Annotated in this window: 16 protein-coding genes and 5 pseudogenes; 9 read left to right on the top strand and 12 right to left on the bottom strand. The window is 70.3% G+C overall.

The features are described from left to right. Positions 1-1,145: 1,145 nt before the first annotated feature. Complete coding sequence (locus ACZ3UD_RS36660) at positions 1,146-1,298, bottom strand: hypothetical protein (RefSeq protein ID WP_465598118.1); 153 nt, start codon at positions 1,296-1,298, stop codon at positions 1,146-1,148. Positions 1,299-1,894: 596 nt separating this feature from the next. Continuing rightward, positions 1,895-2,122 (bottom strand): hypothetical protein, encoded by a 228-nt coding sequence (locus tag ACZ3UD_RS36655; protein ID WP_465598115.1) that lies wholly within the window; start codon positions 2,120-2,122, stop codon positions 1,895-1,897. Positions 2,123-2,179: 57 nt separating this feature from the next. Here ACZ3UD_RS36655 and ACZ3UD_RS36650 point away from each other — a divergent pair, with 57 nt between their 5' ends. Continuing rightward, complete coding sequence (locus tag ACZ3UD_RS36650) at positions 2,180-2,719, top strand: YcxB family protein (protein ID WP_465598112.1); 540 nt, start codon at positions 2,180-2,182, stop codon at positions 2,717-2,719. 61 nt (positions 2,720-2,780) lie between these two features. On the opposite strand, the gene ACZ3UD_RS36645 is transcribed toward ACZ3UD_RS36650, so the two are convergent. Further along, the gene (locus tag ACZ3UD_RS36645) at positions 2,781-3,227 is read right to left on the bottom strand and encodes a MarR family winged helix-turn-helix transcriptional regulator (protein ID WP_465598109.1); all 447 of its coding nucleotides are present in this window, start codon (positions 3,225-3,227) and stop codon (positions 2,781-2,783) included. Positions 3,228-3,328: 101 nt separating this feature from the next. On the opposite strand from ACZ3UD_RS36645, the pseudogene ACZ3UD_RS36640 reads away from it, so the two are divergent. Continuing rightward, a pseudogene (locus ACZ3UD_RS36640) lies at positions 3,329-3,720 on the top strand (nuclear transport factor 2 family protein). A 457-nt stretch (positions 3,721-4,177) separates the two neighbouring features. Here ACZ3UD_RS36640 and ACZ3UD_RS36635 read toward each other — a convergent pair. Continuing rightward, positions 4,178-5,128, bottom strand: a complete 951-nt coding sequence (locus ACZ3UD_RS36635) for a LysR family transcriptional regulator (protein WP_465598106.1) — start codon at positions 5,126-5,128, stop codon at positions 4,178-4,180. A gap of 115 nt (positions 5,129-5,243) precedes the next feature. Here ACZ3UD_RS36635 and ACZ3UD_RS36630 point away from each other — a divergent pair, with 115 nt between their 5' ends. Further along, positions 5,244-6,695, top strand: coding sequence for an MFS transporter (locus ACZ3UD_RS36630; RefSeq protein WP_465598103.1), 1,452 nt, complete (start codon positions 5,244-5,246; stop codon positions 6,693-6,695). Positions 6,696-6,714: 19 nt separating this feature from the next. Further along, positions 6,715-7,323 (top strand): pyridoxamine 5'-phosphate oxidase family protein, encoded by a 609-nt coding sequence (locus ACZ3UD_RS36625; RefSeq protein WP_465598101.1) that lies wholly within the window; start codon positions 6,715-6,717, stop codon positions 7,321-7,323. A 112-nt stretch (positions 7,324-7,435) separates the two neighbouring features. On the opposite strand, the pseudogene ACZ3UD_RS36620 reads toward ACZ3UD_RS36625, so the two are convergent. Next, a pseudogene (locus ACZ3UD_RS36620) lies at positions 7,436-7,920 on the bottom strand (transposase); the annotation flags it as partial. Between the two features lie 470 nt (positions 7,921-8,390). On the opposite strand from ACZ3UD_RS36620, the gene ACZ3UD_RS36615 reads away from it, so the two are divergent. Both ACZ3UD_RS36615 and ACZ3UD_RS36610 read left to right on the top strand, forming a co-directional pair. Next, positions 8,391-8,675, top strand: a complete 285-nt coding sequence (locus ACZ3UD_RS36615) for a hypothetical protein (RefSeq protein WP_465598098.1) — start codon at positions 8,391-8,393, stop codon at positions 8,673-8,675. A 47-nt stretch (positions 8,676-8,722) separates the two neighbouring features. Next, complete coding sequence (locus ACZ3UD_RS36610; RefSeq protein WP_465598095.1) at positions 8,723-9,904, top strand: hypothetical protein; 1,182 nt, start codon at positions 8,723-8,725, stop codon at positions 9,902-9,904. 63 nt (positions 9,905-9,967) lie between these two features. Here ACZ3UD_RS36610 and ACZ3UD_RS36605 read toward each other — a convergent pair whose 3' ends face one another. From ACZ3UD_RS36605 to ACZ3UD_RS36595, 3 genes are all read right to left on the bottom strand, one after another. Further along, complete coding sequence (locus ACZ3UD_RS36605) at positions 9,968-10,444, bottom strand: hypothetical protein (protein ID WP_465598092.1); 477 nt, start codon at positions 10,442-10,444, stop codon at positions 9,968-9,970. A gap of 100 nt (positions 10,445-10,544) precedes the next feature. Continuing rightward, on the bottom strand, positions 10,545-11,450 hold the full coding sequence (locus tag ACZ3UD_RS36600; protein ID WP_465598089.1) for an IS5 family transposase: 906 nt from the start codon (positions 11,448-11,450) through the stop codon (positions 10,545-10,547). 177 nt (positions 11,451-11,627) lie between these two features. Next, positions 11,628-12,968, bottom strand: coding sequence for an MATE family efflux transporter (locus ACZ3UD_RS36595; RefSeq protein WP_465598086.1), 1,341 nt, complete (start codon positions 12,966-12,968; stop codon positions 11,628-11,630). Between the two features lie 196 nt (positions 12,969-13,164). On the opposite strand from ACZ3UD_RS36595, the gene ACZ3UD_RS36590 reads away from it, so the two are divergent. Beyond that, positions 13,165-13,410, top strand: coding sequence for a hypothetical protein (locus ACZ3UD_RS36590; RefSeq protein WP_465598083.1), 246 nt, complete (start codon positions 13,165-13,167; stop codon positions 13,408-13,410). Between the two features lie 142 nt (positions 13,411-13,552). Here the strand turns inward: ACZ3UD_RS36590 and ACZ3UD_RS36585 are convergent. The 4 genes and pseudogenes from ACZ3UD_RS36585 to ACZ3UD_RS36570 all read right to left on the bottom strand — a co-directional run. Further along, a pseudogene (locus tag ACZ3UD_RS36585) lies at positions 13,553-13,678 on the bottom strand (transcriptional regulator); the annotation flags it as partial. A 744-nt stretch (positions 13,679-14,422) separates the two neighbouring features. Beyond that, positions 14,423-14,641 carry a hypothetical protein gene (locus ACZ3UD_RS36580; RefSeq protein WP_465598080.1) on the bottom strand — a complete coding sequence of 73 codons (219 nt, stop codon included), beginning with the start codon at positions 14,639-14,641 and terminating at the stop codon, positions 14,423-14,425. A 130-nt stretch (positions 14,642-14,771) separates the two neighbouring features. Further along, positions 14,772-14,978: a hypothetical protein gene (locus tag ACZ3UD_RS36575; protein ID WP_465598077.1), complete on the bottom strand. Its 207-nt coding sequence runs from the start codon at positions 14,976-14,978 to the stop codon at positions 14,772-14,774. 83 nt (positions 14,979-15,061) lie between these two features. Beyond that, a pseudogene (locus ACZ3UD_RS36570) lies at positions 15,062-15,154 on the bottom strand (IS5/IS1182 family transposase); the annotation flags it as partial. Positions 15,155-15,169: 15 nt separating this feature from the next. Here ACZ3UD_RS36570 and ACZ3UD_RS36565 point away from each other — a divergent pair. Beyond that, positions 15,170-15,775, top strand: a complete 606-nt coding sequence (locus ACZ3UD_RS36565) for a hypothetical protein (protein WP_465598121.1) — start codon at positions 15,170-15,172, stop codon at positions 15,773-15,775. Positions 15,776-16,248: 473 nt separating this feature from the next. Next, positions 16,249-16,838, top strand: a pseudogene (locus ACZ3UD_RS36560) (hypothetical protein); the annotation flags it as partial.

Raw genomic sequence — 16,838 nt, 5'->3', positions numbered from 1 at the left:
CGCATTCGGTCGGGTGAATTCCACGAAATCGCGTCATGTCCGACTCACGGCCGGGGGGGGGGGGGGGCGGGGGGGGGGGGGGGGGCCGCCCCCCCCCCCCCCGCGCCCCCCGCCCCCCCCCCCCCCCCCCCCCCCCCCCCCCCCCCCCCCCCCCCCCGCGCCCCCCCCCCCCCCCCCCCCCCCCCGCCGCCCCCCCCCCGCCCCTGGCGGCCCCTCAGAGAAGTCGCGGGAGGTGTTGCGTGTTTGCGGCGCACGCTCGACACCGCGCGCCGGACCGCCCGGCAAGCCGCTCCCCGAGCCTGGTGGCACCTGTGGGAGTTCCAGCAGCTACGACCCGAGGCCAGCCGCGCTGCCCATGCCCCCTGACGATGTCAGGGGCGTCCGGTTCAATCGCACCGTGCTGCAGCTGGTTCACTCCACCGTCGACAACCCCGCCCGACGTCTCCTACTACGGCGGGCCATACCGCGTCATGCCATTTCAGGCATTGGCTACGTGTACGTCATCGGCTTCCGCGGGCCTGGGGCCTATACGAAGGTTGGCTCCACGGCATCCCCGTGGGACCGTCTCCTGACCCACTACTACACGGGCAAATCGAACGGCCTTGACGTCGACGGCATATGGCTCTCCCCGGCACATCCGGACTACCGGACCCTCGAGAAGAGGGTCCTCCAGAGATGTCGTCTTCTGTGCCCGCTGCCCTCCCCGCATAGCGAGTATTTTCACGGCATGCCGTTCGAGCAATGCCGCCTTGAGGCCGCCCAGGCCTACGGCCGCGGGAACATAGTCGCGTCGGCCCACCCCCGTAATGAGACTGCTGCAGGCGAACACGAAGGCCTGCCCGGGCATGTACACCTGCGTCTCCGGAACGCGCCCGCCCCGACCGACGCCTTCCGACTCCATGACGCCCTACGGCAGCGCTTCCGTCAGGGGAGCTCCCGTACCCGCTTCCTCCGCCGGAATGACCCAGCCGAGCCGTTGGGTGGCTTGCTCCGCCTCGCCCCGTAGCAGTCCGACGGGAGACGGCCGCCCCTTGCTCCCTGTGGCCACTGGAGTGCTCGGTCACACAGCCGACGGACCTCACCGGAGTCGGTCCAGCCCGCCAGCCTCGCCGGGTGAACCGGCACTCCGGCCGCGGTGCGAACGCTCACACGTACAGGTGGCGGTCCACCAGGCGCAGCAGCGCCTGGGTGTTCAGCAGGGCCGCGAAGGCGAACTCGCTGCGGTAGGAATCGGCGGAGGCCTTGTGCGAGCCCAGGTGCCGGTTGAGCGTGTGCTGGCGGCCAGCGCCGCTGAACACATTCTTCATTGTGTTGACCAGCAGGTAGGCCGCCAGCATCCGCAACCGGGACGCAGTCGTCGTCTTTGGGGTCAGTTTCGAGGCCGGCCCACACCTCGTCTTCGGCAGGGATGTCCAGGTCGCCCATGTCAAGCGGTGCATCCAGCCGCCCAACGCCCTTCCCGAGGCGAACACCGGCCACCGGCAGCGGCTCGCACACGTGCCAGCTCGGGCCCTTGCCGGACAGCAGCCCCCAGTATGACCAGCCCACGGTCCAGGGCCGACCACACCGAGGTCTTCCTGGTGGTCGTCGCGGGTCATCGCGGTTCCGTCCTGATTTTGGAACTCCGGTCAGCTCTTCTGCGGTCTGGCGCTTCGGAAATTGGTGCGCGATTCCATTTCTGGTAGATCCGGGAATTCTGGTCGGCAATTCTGCTGCCGGGTGGCCCGGCCGTTCCGTCGGCCAGGCCACCCGTGAGTTCCTCGGGATGGCCCGCTTTTCTGGTCGCGGCTGAGCTGGGCCGGGGGCGGGTTAGGGCGGGGCGCAGCTGCCGTGGCCCGACTGCACTCCATCATGAACCAGGTTCCCTGGTGGGCAGTTGGGCGATGGTGCTGGGTCAGTTCAGGTCGAAGTCGTCGGGGTTGAAGTCGAAGTCGTCGGCCGTGAACTCGCCGTAGGGGCCTCTGTTCGTCAACTCCGACTTCGCGGGGGCGGGCAGCAGCGTGTTCGGCCCGTGGCTGGTGGAGCACGGGTACCGCTCGGCCGCGGTGACGGCGTACGACTGCGGGATCGTGGAGAGCCGCTGGTCACGGGGCCGACCGACGGGGGAGGGGGCCTGACGCACCGCTTTGCGAACCCTTTGCTAGCATCCGCGCACTGAAAGTGGATCAAGGGAGCAGCGGTGGAGCAGGGGCGGATGGAACTGGCGTACACGCCGACGGGCGAGGACTTCCGCGAGGCCTTCGCAGCCCAGGCCCGGCACACCACGGTGGGCCGGGCGGCGCGGGTGGTCTGGTGGGTCCCGGCGGCGGTCTCACTGCTGGGCGGCGCGCTGAAGCTGGCGGACGGCGAGGTGGGGGCCTCGGATGTGGTGATGGCGGTCGCCCTGGTGGCCCTGGCGGTGTACGCTCCGCGGCTGCAGGCGGCCTCGGCGCACCGCCGGGTGACCCGGCGCGGCGGGCCCCGAGCCGTGGTGGTGGACGGCGCCGGGGTGACCGTCACCGACCGGTGCGGCACCCAGACCCGGGCGTGGGCGACGCTGTCGGGCTTCGTGGAGACGGAGCACCTGTTCGTGGTGCTCAACCGCAGCGGCTCCTGCCTGCTCATCCTGGCCAAGCGCGGGACGGCGGACCCCGACGCGCTGCGCGCCCTGCTCGCCCGGCACGCGGCCCCGGTCGGCCGTCCGGCGCCTGCGGGCCCGGCCCCGGAGGTCCGGGCCTGATGGAACCCGGGCCGGGGCTCAAGGCCTGAGGCCCCGGCTTGGAACCTTGGCCCCGGGGGCCTCAGTCCTGGAACGGCCCCTCGTCCACGAAGGTCCGCAGCAGCCCGGCGAAGACCTCGGCGTCGGCGGCCGGCCAGGAGGCGAGGGAGTCCTCGATGCGGGCCGCCAGGCGGTCCCGGGTGGCCCGCACCACGTCCTGCCCGGAGCCGGTGAGGACGAGCAGGGTGGCGCGCCGGTCGGCAGGGTCGGCCTCGCGGCGCAGCAAGCCGGCCTCCTCCAGCCGGTCGGCGCGGCGGGTCACGGTGGTGCGGTCCAGTCCGATCTCGCGGCCGAGGTCGGTGGCGCTGCACGCGCCGGTGCGGGCCAGGCCGCTCAGGACGGGGTAGGTGAGCTCGTCGACGGCTTCCCCCAGGCCGTCGGTCAGCTGGGCGTGGAGCCCGGTGCGGGTGCTGCGCCGCAGCAGCAGTCCCAGGGCCTCGGCGATCTGGTGTCCGGTCGGATTCGTCACCCCCTCAGATTAGCGTGCGCCGAGCACGCTTTTCATGTAGCGTGCGATGCGTGCTTGAGGCACGCATCACGATCCGTTCCACCCCCTTCCGGAGGAATCCCGTGCGCCACACCGACATCGCCACCGCCCTCGACGACCTGCTCCTCACCCCGGGCCTGGACCTCCACGAGGCCGTCGACCGCCACTTCGCCCCCGACTACCGCCAGCGCACCGACGGCCGCTGGGACGACCGCGAGCAGTTCCTGGCCCACATCGCCCACCTGCGCACGGTCGTGGCCGATGGCTCCGTCGAGGTCCACGAGGAACTCGTCAACGGCCACCGCTACGCCGACCGCCACACCATGACCATCACCAGACCGACGGCTCCACCGTCCGCATGGAGGTCTACCTCTTCGCCGAGTTCGCCCCCGACGGCCGCTTCCGCCGGATCGAGGAGACCACCCTCCTGCTGGAGGGCGCCGACCACGACCGCAACCTCGGCAGCGCCCGCTGAACACCCTGCGGGGGGCGGGCCGGTAGCGGCCCGCCCCCCGCCCGGGAACCGCGTCCGAACCCCGAGGCCCTGGCCATAAAACTGCCGGACGCGCTTGACAGCCGGCTGGCCGACGCACTGGTGGCCCACGGCCGCGCCGAGGACATCGCCACCGCGTCCAAGAGCACTTCGACGCCGGGGCCGACCACGTCAGCCTCCACCCTGTGACCACCACACCCGACTCCCCGCCCGTACGGCAGTGGGAGCAACTCGCCCTGCACCTACCCGTCCGACCCGGCACACCCACGTAGGACACGAGCCGAGCGCGCCCTGAAAACCGTGCGCGGCCGGTTCGGGATCGCTTGCGATCCAGCCGCCCGCCAGCGACGCCCGGGGTGCAGGTCTTCAGGATGCCGACCCGGCCGCACCGTCCGCCGCCGGTTCGGCAGCGCGCGCATCGGGCGCGGTGCGGTCGCCATCAGCCGGGTATTGCTCTCCTGGGATCGGCCGGAGCCATATCCCGTGCGATCTCGCCTGCTAAGCGCCCGAAGAGTTCTATCGCCCGGTTGCCGCCGTCGGACCGCCACATCAGGCCGTATCCGAGCGGCTTGTCTCCCTCCACCGGGACGTAGGAGATACCGGGACGGCCGTGGTAGAGGGCAATGTGGGCCCCTGACAGCAAGGCTCCCTTGCCGCCGGCGACGAGTGTCAGAGCCTCCTGGAAGTTGGTGACGGACGGCCCCTGCGCGATCGGCCTGCCGCTGGGTGTGCGCGTCGGCAGTTGATGCTCCAGCCAGTACTCCGGGATGTCTCCCGCGATCGTCAGCAACGGCACACGGGCCAGGTCCTCAAGCGTCACCGTGTCCCGTCCGGCCAGGGGATGCCCGGCCGCGACAGCCAGCACCCTGTCCTCGGCGAGGAGTGTGGGGCCGCGGGTCAGGTCCTCCTCGCGCACGGGGAAGTCCGCCAACTGGAGGTCAAAATCGCCTTTTCGTAGCATTCCGTACGGATCGGAGAGCGGCACCTCGCATACCTCGACGGCGAGTTTGGGATGGGTGATGCGCAGCTTCTCGATCGTCTTCATCACCATCTCGCCGGCCAAGGGCGTGGAGAAGCCGACGTGCAGGACTCCTTCGATGCCACGTGCCGAGGCGACGGCACGCACCAGGGCGTTCTCGATGCCGCGGTAGTGCGGTTTGAGGTCGTCACAGAGGCGGCTGCCCAGGCTGGTGAGGGCCACACGGCGGCTCGTGCGCGTGAACAGAGGCGCTCCGACGCGGCGCTCCAGTTTCTGGATGAGCTGGCTGACCCGGGCGCGGGACAGGCGCAGGCGGTTGGCGGTACGGCCGAAATGCAGTTCTTCGGCGAGTACGAGAAAGCATTCGAGCTCGTTCTGGTCCACGTACTTCTCCGGGATCGCATGGGACATGGATCGGTAAGCCTGGCTGACCGAACGTTGCGATCATCGCTGTTGTTCCCGTCCGGGGCGTGGCGAAAGCTTGAGGCACCACCAACACCCACCGCTCCGGAAGGAGTTCATCGTCATGCGTGCCTTGAGTACTTCGAGCGGGCTGAGCGCACACAAGTGGGGCATCCTGCTCGTGCTGTGCGGCGCGATCTTCCTCGAAGGCATCGATGTCGCCATGCTCAATGTGGCACTGCCGTCGATCCGCGCCCATCTCGGACTCTCCACGGGTGAGCTGCAGTGGGTCATGAGCGCCTACGTACTCGGTTACGGCGGCTTCATGCTTCTCGGCGGACGGGCGGCCGACCTGTTCGGACGCCGTCAGATGTTCGTCTTCTGGCTCACCGTCTTCCTGCTGTTCTCCGGGCTCGGCGGATTCTCCACCGAGGGTTGGATGCTGATCGTCGCGCGGTTCATCACGGGCGTCGCCGCAGCCTTCATGACCCCGGCGGGTCTGTCCATCATCACCACGGGCTTCGCCGAGGGTCCGGAGCGGAACAAGGCCCTGCTCATCTACTCGGGCACCGCCGCGGGAGGCTTCACGATCGGCCTGGTCGCCGGTGGGCTGCTCACCACTGTCGGCTGGCGCTGGGTGTTCTTCGCCCCGGTCGTGCTCTCCTTCCTCATCCTCGTCGCGGCCCTCGCGTTCGTCCCCAAGTCGGCACGCCCGGACCGATCCGGTAAGCGTGTCGACGCCGCCGGCGCGCTCACCGTCACCGCTGCCCTCGTACTAATCGTGCTGGGCGTCGAGCGGGCGGCCCACGCCGGGATCACCGCCAGCGCCGGCACCTTGCTGGCCGGGCTGGCATTCGTCGCGGCCTTCCTCGTCATCGAACGGCGCTCCCCCGAGCCCCTGGTACGCATGGGTATCTTCCGCAACGGCTCCCTGGTGCGGGCGAACCTTTCGGCGATGCTGTTCGCCGCCGGGTTCTTCGGCTTCCAGTTCCTGGTCGTGCTGTATCTCCAGGAACTGCGCGACTGGTCGACGCTGCAGACGAGCTTCGCGATGCTGGTCATCGGGGTCGACGCGATTTTCTCGCCGACCCTCACCCCACGGCTGGTCAACCGCTTCGGCACCGCCAAGGTGACCTTCGGGGGGCTCCTCCTCGCGGTGCTCGCCTACGGGCTGTTCCTCCCGCTGGGAGCGGACTGGAGCTACGCGGCGATGTTCCCGAGCCTGATCATCCTCGGCCTCGCGTTCTCCCTGGCGTACGGCCCGCTCACCATCGTGGCCACGGAAGGGATCGCGGAGGAGGAGCAGGGGCTCGCGGGCGGTCTCCTCTACACCGCCTTCCAGTTCGGTGCCGCCCTCGGGCTCTCCGCAGTCACCGCCGTCAGCGTGGCCGCCACGCACGCGGAGACTCCTTCCGCACTGCTGGACGGTTACCGGGCCGGTCTGCTCGTCCCCTTCGCGGCATCGGTCGCCGCCGCTGTCATCAGCGCCTTCGGCCTGCGCACCCGACGCGGCGGCGAGCCGTCCGCCGAGGTGGACGCTGCCGCTGAGCGGATCAACGCCCCCGTCTCCCGCTGATCCTCGAAAGGACAGACTCGTGGCCGACACCGTCAGCGAGTTCTCCGAGATCCAGGACTCCTTCCTCGACTACATCCGCGACATCAAGTACGCGACCATGGTCACTGTCGACCGTCAGCACCGCCCGCGCGCTCGTGTGCTGCTGCCCGTGTGGGAGATCGTCGACGGAGAGCCGATCGGCTGGCTCGCCGCGTACCGGACCCCTGTCAAGAGCGCGCACCTCGCGGGCAACCCGCACACGACGTACGCGTACTGGAATCCCCGTCAGAACGCGGTCTTCGTGGACAGCGTCACCACCTGGGCCGACGACGAGGAATCCAGGCTTCATGCGTGGGACCTGTACAAGCGGGGCGGTCCGCCGGGTGTGGGCTACGACCCGGTCCACTACTGGCGTGGCGGTCCCGACGATCCCGGCTACCACGTGCTGCGGATCGATCCCTGGCGCATACAGCTCGTCCGTGGTTCCGATCTGCGGAGCGCGCTGTGGCGGAGGCAGGACCCGGCCCGGCGATCACCTCGTCCGCCGCCCCGAGGAACTCGGCCAAGCCCGATCTGCTGGCTGCCGCGCTCACCAGGGGTGCAGAGGTCTGGAGCGAGTTCCCCGACCTCAGGTGGGAGGTCCGCGTGATCGTCTCGGAGTTGTCCGACGTGCCGCCCGCCGTGAAACGCGAGGTCGAGGGGTTCCTGGCACTGTAGGTCGCCGACAGCGGCTGCCGTCGGCGAGGGGCCGGACCGGCTGTCTACGGGGGTTGCCGAACGAGCGGTCGCGGACCGGGGCGCGTCGCAGCACGGCCTCGGGTGATCCGCCGGACCATGACGCCGACCCCGGCCCAGCGGATCACCGTCTCGGAGCGGGCCGGGCTGGTCTCGTAATCCCTGGATAGGCGGCGGTGCGCGGTGAGCCGGGAGAAGGTGTGCTCGATCGCCCACCGCTTGGGCTGGACCCCGAAGCCGCGCTGACCGGGTTCCTTGCGGACGATCTCCAGCTCGCGGCCGAGGATCTGCACGGTCCAGTCAACGAGGCGGGCGGCGGGCGTCGTCCCGGTCCTGAACGCCGGCGGCGACCACGTGGACCGCGAGACCAGCAGGCCACGGATGTCGGTGACCACGAACCGCTTGCGGCCCTTGACCTTCCACCGGCATCGAAGCCCCTGGTCGCCGCGGGCACGGTGTCGGCGGTCCGGACGGACTGCGAGTCGATCAGGCCCGCACTCGGCTCCGCGTCGCAGGTCTCCCGGTGAGCCCAGAAGATCGAAAACTCTGACAAGCCCACCCCTGATCCGCTATAGAGAGCTACTTGTCACTTCACCGTAGCTTCGGGAGAACAGGGCCTCTACCGCATCCTCGCCGACACCGACGAGGCCGAAGGCACCACCTGACAGGGTTTCAAGATCAACTCATTGCCCCTTTGACCCGTATCTCGGCGATACCCCAGCAGGGGGGTGTTCCACGGGGCCCGGCCGGTGGGAGGCCAGCAGCGCCGAGCCGTGGCGCGGCTGCTCTGCTCGGCGGCCCGGTGGTGCTGTGGTGAGGCCGCCGTGCCGGGAATGCCAGGCCCCAGAGGCTGTGGTGAAAAGTGCCCTGACCTGGGATTTTCCGGCCGCGGACATGCCATCCGGAAGGTACTGCTCCGAAATATGGGCCGGGTACGTCGGAGGGGCTGTGCTCGGACCGGTAGTGCGCCACGATGACGCGATGAACACCAGCACCCAGGCGATGGTCGACCTCCTGCGCAAGAGGTACCGCAGCAGCATCGACACCCACGAGAGCATCTTCACCGCCGTCGCCAACGGCCAGATCGGCGTGGAGATCGGCGGCTCCCGCGAGGCCCACACCCGCATCGCCCACCAGTCCCTGCGCGAGGCCGAGTCGATGCTGGAGCTGTTCGAGCACACCATCGTGGCCCACCTCGACACGGCCGGCCCGATGGGCGCCATCGCCGAGCAGCAGCTGCGCATCCTCGCCCAGCCGTTCCTGTAGCCCGAACCGACACGGTTCCCCTGGCCAGCCGAGGGAATGAGCCGGGCATGGGCGAGGACCAAGAGCAGGACCACTCGGTCGACGAAGCGCGGGCCCGGGAGCTGACCGAGCAGCTGCGCACGGCAATCGAGGACGTCCGGGCCGCCGTCCTGGTCCTGGCCCGCCGCGTGCGCGCCGCCCACCGAGCCCGGGTGTGGACCATCCTCGGGCACCCGTCGTGGCCGGCGTACGCGCTCGCCGAGTTCGGGATCGGCCGCTCCACCGCGTACCGGCTGCTCGACCTGGCCGCCGTCGCCGAAGCAATCGAGGACACCGTCCGGGCCGAGCTCGGGGTATCCCACGCGTGGGACAGCGCCGACCTGGTCCTGCCGGTGCGCACGGTCGTCGACCTCAAGGGCCGGATCAGCGAGCTCACCGACCTGATCGCCGAACGCCTCACCGACGCTGATGGACGGCTGGTAGAACCGCAGGTCAGAGGGGGCGGCTTGACTGGTGAGCTCGCATGTTCAGGTGTCGCGTATTCGCGGCCGAGCCCCAGACGAGGCTCGCGCTGGGTGATCTGCGCAACCTCAGCGGCACCAGCAGTCTGCTGGTCGGCGATTGACATGATGAGCGGCGGCAAGTCTCAGGTGTCTGTCTCTGGAGGAGCAACCATGGCGTTCACGACCGAAGCCGATCTCGAAGTCGTCGAACGGGACGAATGGTCCTATTCGCCGGCTGTCGGCGTCGGACCGCTCCGGTTCGGCATGACCGTCGACGAAGCGGTTGAGGCGGCTGGGATTCTCGGCCAGACGACGGTCAGCGAGTGTGCACGGGACCACGCCATCTTCTCGCCGGGTTGGAAGGTCGAGGTCCACCGTCGCGGGGTGGCTCCTTCACCACCTGCCGTCACGGCCTATGTGAGCCAGGCGGCGGGGCTGTTCTGCATCGCTGCCGATGCTGTGCACGGTCCCCAGGTCGCGTACGAGGGAATCCCGTTGGTCGGGAGGGATTTGTCGGAACTGGAGAGCGACATGACCGCGTATGCCGAGAAAATGGACGTGCACTTCCGCTACACGCCTGAGGGCTACGCAGGGCCGGATGATTCCGGGGTCCTGATGCGCGGCCAACTGGTCCGGCGGGTTCTCCGATCGCGTCCGCTGTTCATGGTGCCGCGCGACGGTGCGCATACCGAATGGGACTCGTTGCCCTCCGAGGAGTACCGCGTCAACGGCCAGTCCACGGCCTGACGTGGTGTAACTCGGCCCCCATCATGCAGGCGCGATCGGAACCATGCTCAGAGAGTGCCCCCATCACGAGCGCTCGCCAGCGGCGTATCGGCTCCAGGTGGCCCCGATGTCCGTCGCGGCCTGCTCGGTTGTGAAGTTGGTGTAGCCGAGCGCCTTCGCGGCCACGGGCGGCGGCGTGTGCGCGACGAAACAGCGTAGCGCCTCGGCTCGGCCGGTACCGGGCGCGATGCCGGCGTGTCTCAGGATCGTGCCGAGTTGGAGCGAATCCGGACGGCGGTGGCCGAGGCCGAGGAGGCCGCGCGGCGTGCGGCCGTCGCCCGCGAGGAGGTCGTCGAGGCCCTGGCCGCATCGCCGGTCATGGCGGATGCCGAGGCAGTGGGGGCTGTGAACCCAGTCGTGCCGAGGGTCGAAGTGCCGTGTTGGCAGCCGGGTTTGGATCGAGCGGTGCTGGCGGAGGACGGTGCGGCGATCGTGGCGCTGATCGAGGACGACGCGGCTGGCGGCGGGGCCGGTGTGCGAGCACGGCAGATGCGTGATCATCTCGGTTGGCAGGCCAGTGAAGCGCGCGAGCAGGCCCCTCGGTTCCGCGCCAAGAGGCTGGTAGAGCGCGGGTGGTTGAGAGAGGAACGGCCGGGGCTGTTCAGGCCGCGGGCGGGGTGGGCCGGCTGAGGCGGCGGGGTGCGGGATCGCCGCGGCGGGCCAGGCGGCGCGTGGCGGGGATGCTGGCGGCCCACCAGGCCATGGCCTCGGCGCTGTCGGTGCGGGTCTCGTAGTCCCGGGCCAGGCGCCGAGCCCGGATCAGATGGGCAAAACTGCGTTCGACCACCCAGCGGCGCGGCAGCACGGTGAACCCGCGGGCGTCGTCGGGGCGCTTGACGATGGTCAGGGCCAGGGCGAGGACGGCTGAGGCGAATTCGACCAGCCGGCCGGTGTAGCCGCCGTCGGCCCAGACCAGGGTGATGGCGCGGTGCCGGGCGCGAAGGCGCTGGAGCAGATCGCGGCCGGCGTCGCGGTCGCTGACCGAGGCCGCGGTGACCATCACCACGAGCAGCAGGCCCGGGGTGTCGACGACGATGTGCCGCTTGCGGCCGTTGATCTTCTTCCCGGCGTCGTAGCCGCGCGTGGCGGCGGTGATGGTGGCGTCGCCCTTCACCGTCTGGGAGTCGATGATCGCGGCGGTGGGCTCTTCCTCCTTGCCGGCCAGCTCGCGCAGGCGGGCGCGCAGCCGGCAGTAGAGCTCCTTGATCAGGTCGTTGTCGCGCCAGCGGCGGAAGAACCGGTACACAGCCCGCCACTTGGGGAAGTCGGCGGGCAGGCTCGCCCAGCGCACGCCCTCGGCGACCAGGTAGCGCATCGCGTCCAACATCTGGCGGTGGCAGTAGCCCTCCGGGCGCCCGCCGCGTCCGTTCAACCAGGCCGGGACCGGAAGCAGCGGCCGGATCAGAGCCCATTCCGAGTCGGTCAGGTCGCAGGTGTAGCGGCGGGCGCGGTCCGGTTGGTCGGCCGCGTTGCCGAACTGGTGGGCGAGGCAGTCGCACGGCGACACGCCGCGAGTGGACGCGGGCAAGGCGGGCACGCCACAGTGGGACACTAGGGCCTCCTGATGCGCTTGGTTGACTCGACATCACCGAGTTGTGCAGGAGGCCCTTCTCCTATGCATTCACTGCCGAACGATCACCTGAACGAGATCGATCCGCTCGATCGCCGACAACCGCGAGGCGTGTCACGCGGTTTGGGAATCGTTTCTCAGCGAAGTGGCAGCTGTTCGGGCGCTGCCCTCGGCTGACAGTTTTCGTATGTGCCGCACGGCGATGAACGGCACGCTCACGCCGATCAGATTGCAGTACGCCACCGCCGCGTAGAAGCCGTCCGCGCTGCCGGCGGCGTGTGCCGCCGCGCTGCTGACCGCGACGATCAGGCCGAAGTAGATGGCGTTGAGCACGATGGCCCGGAAGCCGCCGCCGGTCTCCTCCATGACGGTCAGCGAGGTGAGCACGGGGCCCTGGACGGCGAAGGTGAGCGCCACGGCGCCCAGGTAGCTGCCGGCGGCTGCGGCCACCTCGGCGTCGCCGCTGATCAGCCGCGCCAGTGGGTCGCGCACCAACCACATCAGTACCGCGATCGCCACGTAGGCCATGACGGTGACCTCGATGCCGCCGCGCATCAACGCACGTATGCGCCGCCAATCGCCTTTCCCGCGTTGCTGGTTGATGGTGATCGCGGTGGCCGTGCCCAGGACCGTTCCCGGCAGCAGTACGACGTTCTGCAGGGTGGACGCGACCGTGAACCCGGCCACGGCGTCTTGCCCGTAGTTCCCGAGGACGCCGATGACCGCGAGGTTGTACGCGGAGATCAGGAGGAGCGACAGGGCGATGGGCACGCCGATGCGGCGCAGGTCGGTGAAGACTTCGCGCCGCCAGATCAGGACGGCCGGCGGATGCCACAGCTCGGTGCGACGCAGCAGCACCAGGCCCATGGTCAGGCCGGTCAGACCCGCTGTCGCCTCGGCGACGGGCACCGCCGCGATCCCGACGTCGGTGCCGAGCCCGAGGCCGGCCACGAGGCCGATCCGTACGCTCGCGGTACAGACGGTCAGAAGGGTGGCGTTCCGCACGTACCCGTAGCCGCGCAGGCTGGACGCGCAGAGCTCCGTCCCGACGGCCAGCAGATTGGCGGCGCTGGTCCACCGCAGGAAGGAGACGAACGTGTCCCGCTGCGCGGCGTCCACATGGAAGAGGCCGGTCAGCAGGGGAGCTGCGATCGCGAGGACCAGGTACAGGGCCGCGCCGAGCCCGAGCCAGACCCTGGCCAGGCTGGCGGCGTTCGCCATGATGTCTCGGGGACGCCTGGCCCCCTTGCTGATCGCGGCGGCGACCTGGTTGGAGACCGCGAAGCCTACGGTCACGGCGAGGACGACGAGGCTGACAGGCTGATACAGGGAGCGGATGTAAATGGCGTCGCCCCCCATGCGCCCCAGAATGGCGATGATGCCGAGCTGGACAGCGAAATTGAGGGACTCGGCCACTAAAAGCGGAACAGCGAGGCCAGATATGGTGCGCCACACGCCCCTTCCTTCATGCGTGGCCAGGGAAAACATGCGGACCTCCGGGAGTGCGACGGCTGGGCGTGCAGGGGGAAGAGTCGCGGGACGCTATCGACATTCACCGACGAATGTCCACAGGGGCCGGCCGGTTCAGGTCGCTTCCGTGTCGGAACGAAGCCGTGTCCAGTGGGCTCATCTTCGGCCACCGCCCTCCGAGTTGAAGGACGCGCCATGGGCGCTCTTCGCCGGCAACCGAGAGACCTGGAGCCACCTCATCGCCCATGACTCGATCCTCTGGTGGGGACCGGCTCACCACCACCGGCACCGGCGCCGCTGGAAGAGCGACCTCGCCGCCTCCGGGCGCCCTGTCCTGCGCCTGCACCGTGTCGCCGAGCTGGTACCGGCCCTGCACCACCTCAACCTGCTGCCCGCGCACTGGGAGGCCCGATGCCCCGCGAAGTGATCGCCTCCGTCGTCCGCGTCCCTTGGCACAGCACCCACGGCGGCTACGACCGCCTCCTCGACTACCTTCCCGAGACCCGCCGTATCGGCCCGCCCGGCACCCCGCTCACCATGAGCCTGGCCGGCATCGGACACCTGTTCGCTGCGGTCGACGCCACGATGCCCATGTGGTGGGCCAGTTCGCTCGCGGTCCAGGCGCGGCCGTCCAACAGCGCGAGGCAGATCGCGGCACTGGTGGGGTCGGCCAGTAGCCCGGCGAGCCGGGCCAGAGGTTGCGCCCTGCCGCCGCCGCGGGCGGGCGCGCGGCGCGGCCCGGCGGAGGGGCCCTTCTCCTATGCATTCACTGCCGAACGATCACCTGAACGAGATCGATCCGCACGAACGATCGACCGCGAGGCGTGTCACGCGGTTTGGGAATCGCTTCTGACTGCACGCTCGTGAGCCTGGATGTACCCGGGCGACAGATTCCGGGCCAACTGCTGGTTGCGCCAGCCTTCCAGCATCGCCTCGAACACCTGCTGCTCAGGCCGCAGCAGCGGGAGGCCTTCGACCAGTTGCAGCCTGACCGAGCCAGGCGGGCAGGGACTTTTGGTCACGTCTCATCGCTCTCCGTGCATCCCATCGGATGCGACTTTCTCGCATCCGATGCGACCGCCCGGCGTTTTCCCAGCTCAATCGTCCGATAGAGCGAGCGCGCAGTAGGGGGACGCACTCCTCCTCGACTGCCATCTTCCAGGTCATCGGCCGAGGTCACGTCCGACAGCCATCGGTTTCCACCATCGCGTATTCGAATCTGCTGCGACTTGCGACGCTCATAGTTTTGCGCCCGTCTCGGAGGGCCTCGGGCGGGGGGCGATTTATGAAACCGCCGCAGGTCAGCGCCCGCCGGTGATGGCCCGTGAGTGTGCGTCTCGGGTCCGGCGGGCGCCTGCCCGCAGGCTACCGGGACGCGGCCGGCGGGCCGGGGATTTGTACCCGCCGCAGGACAGTCGCGTTACCCGTGGTGGTAGCGCTCAGATCTGGCGGTCCGGGTCGGAGAAGGTGAGGCCATCGGGGGCGAGCGGACGCCGGGCCGGAGCAGGTGCGGGCACGGTCTCGCCGGACGGCTGGCGGAAGTCAGCGCCTTGCTCGACCGGCAGCAGCCGGCGCCCACCGGACTGGGCAGGCACGGGAGCGTCGACAACGGAATCGGAGAAGGCGGGCAGCGAGAGACTGCGACGGGCAACGGTCATGATCACAGTCTCGCAGCTCCGCGTAGGTAGGCCGGACCGCTATCACCGGTGATAGCGGTCCGGCCCTGGCCAGCAGGGCCAAAGCAGAAGGCTCGGGCGAAGCGTCCGGGCCCGCGTGCGGTTCGCCTGGTCAGGCCTGGCGGGCCTGGCGTCCGCCGTCGCCGCCAGCGCGACGTAGGGGGAGGACGTTGTCGTGGCCGTCGGCCTTCGAGGTGAGCCGGTAGTAGACCGTGTCGTCGATCTTCTCCATCCAGCCGCGTTCGACGAGCTGGCCGCGCAGGCGGGAGAAGAGGGATGCGGCCATGTTGATCTCGGCGGCCAGTTCCTTGGCGTCCATCACTACCGCGCCGCCGGGGCGGCCCCGGCGGCGCGGTAGTGCTGCCCTTGAGTAAGGGCGTCCGCCAGTAGGTCATCGGATGCGGGGCTTCGAGGCCGGGTGTCCCAGCGGTAGAGGGTCCAAACCCGTCGGATTAGGCAGCGGACAGTGATGATGACGCTGGCCAGGGCGATGAAGAGGAGCGGGTGGCGGTGTGTGCCGGGGACCTGTCTGCGGTGCTGCGGCGGGTGCTGTTGCTGGAGCACCTGGCCAGGCGGCCGTTCCACGGCGGTGCGGTGGAGTTCGCCGTCGACGCCGGGCGCCTGGTGGACATGTCGGCCGGGCGGGCGCGTCTGACTGCGCCGTGGGTCACCTTGCACCTCGACCGGGCGCTGTGGCCTGGGCGGGCGGCGCGGGCGCGGCGCAGCGCCGGCGACGCCGTGCTGTCCTTCCTGGCCGCGTATCCGGATCTGCCCGGTACCGTGCGTCCCGGGACGGCCCGGTGGGGCTTGTGCGTGCTGGCCGGGATCCGCCCGGAGGATGTCGCGGTGCGCGCGGCCGGCTGGGCGCTTGAGGTCGCGGACGTGGAGCTCGCCGACGCGGGCAGCGGGTTCCTGGACGCCGAGGGCGGCTGGACGGCGAACCGGCGGCGGGCCGCCGAGGACTTCTTCGGGGAGAGCGGCCCGCTCGACCCGCCCGGATGCGCGCGGCTGCTGGCACAGTGCCCCGTCGACTTCGCGGATCTGGGCCGGCTCACCTACCCGCCGGTCATCGACCAAAGGCCGCCCGCGACTTTCGCCCGGACCGCGCCCAGCTGACCGGGGAGGGGCGGCAGATCCTGATCCGCCTGCTGGACTGGGCCCTGGCCGCCGCCACCCACCAGGTTCCCGACCGCGGGGCCCTGGCAGCAGACCGACCCCGCTGACAGCGGCACCTGGTCCGCGGACCGGTTGCCTGCGGCGCGCTGGATCGCCGCCCTGCCGCTGGCGGACAGCCCCGTCCCCCTGCAACTGCGCGTCGACCAGGTCCACCGTGGTGGCTTCGGCGACGCCGTCCACCCCGGCCCCGTGGGCGTGCCCGCGTGGGTGCACCACGCCACCCCGGCCCTCAGGTTCGCCAGCGCCGACTCGCTGCCCGCCGCGATGGCGCTGGCCGAGCACGCCGGCCGCGAGGTCGCCGCCGGCGCCCGCTCGGTGCGCAGCTTCGACCGGCGCCTGCTCATCCCCCGCCGGCCCCTGCCGACGCCGACCCGCAGCCGGCCGACCTCATCGCCGCCAGTGCACCCGGCGGGATGGTCCTGGACCTGTACGAGCTGTGCGCGGTCCTGCGGGCCCTGGCCAGCCTCGACCGCCAGGACGAGCCCTATCTGTACAACCCGCCGGCCGGCGGGCACTGGCGCCAGGGCGAGCACCAGTCCGAACCGGGCACGGTGTCCGCGATGCTCAGCGAGGACCACGTCCTGGCCGCCACCCGGCCCGGCGAGGCGGCGAACACCGCCACGGTCGACTCCCCCGTCTACCGTCGCCACCTCGCCGCCCACCGGATCGCTATCGACCCGCTCGCCGAGGTCTACCTGGCCGCCGCCGACGCCGTCCCCGGCCTCGCCCCGCTGCGCGAGCGCCACCGCGCTGGAGTAGCGGCCCTGCAGGCGGGCGACGTCGCCACGCTGCTCCGCCTGGACCCGCGGCCGCCGCACCCGGGCGAGGACCTCACGGCGATCGTGCGGGAGCGGGCCCGGCGATTAGAGGAGCCGTCCCTGGTCATCATCGACACCCAGTCCGTCCGCGTGGCGGCGGGGGTGCCGAAGGAGACGACGGGACTGGACGCGAACAAGAAGACGCCCGGCAGGAAGCGGGGACTGGCTGTCGACGTGCTGGGCCT

It is taken from the genome of Kitasatospora sp. NPDC023118, from assembly GCF_055560875.1.
The sequence above is the reverse complement of the archived record's forward strand: the minus strand, read 5'-3'. Positions and strand labels throughout refer to the sequence as shown.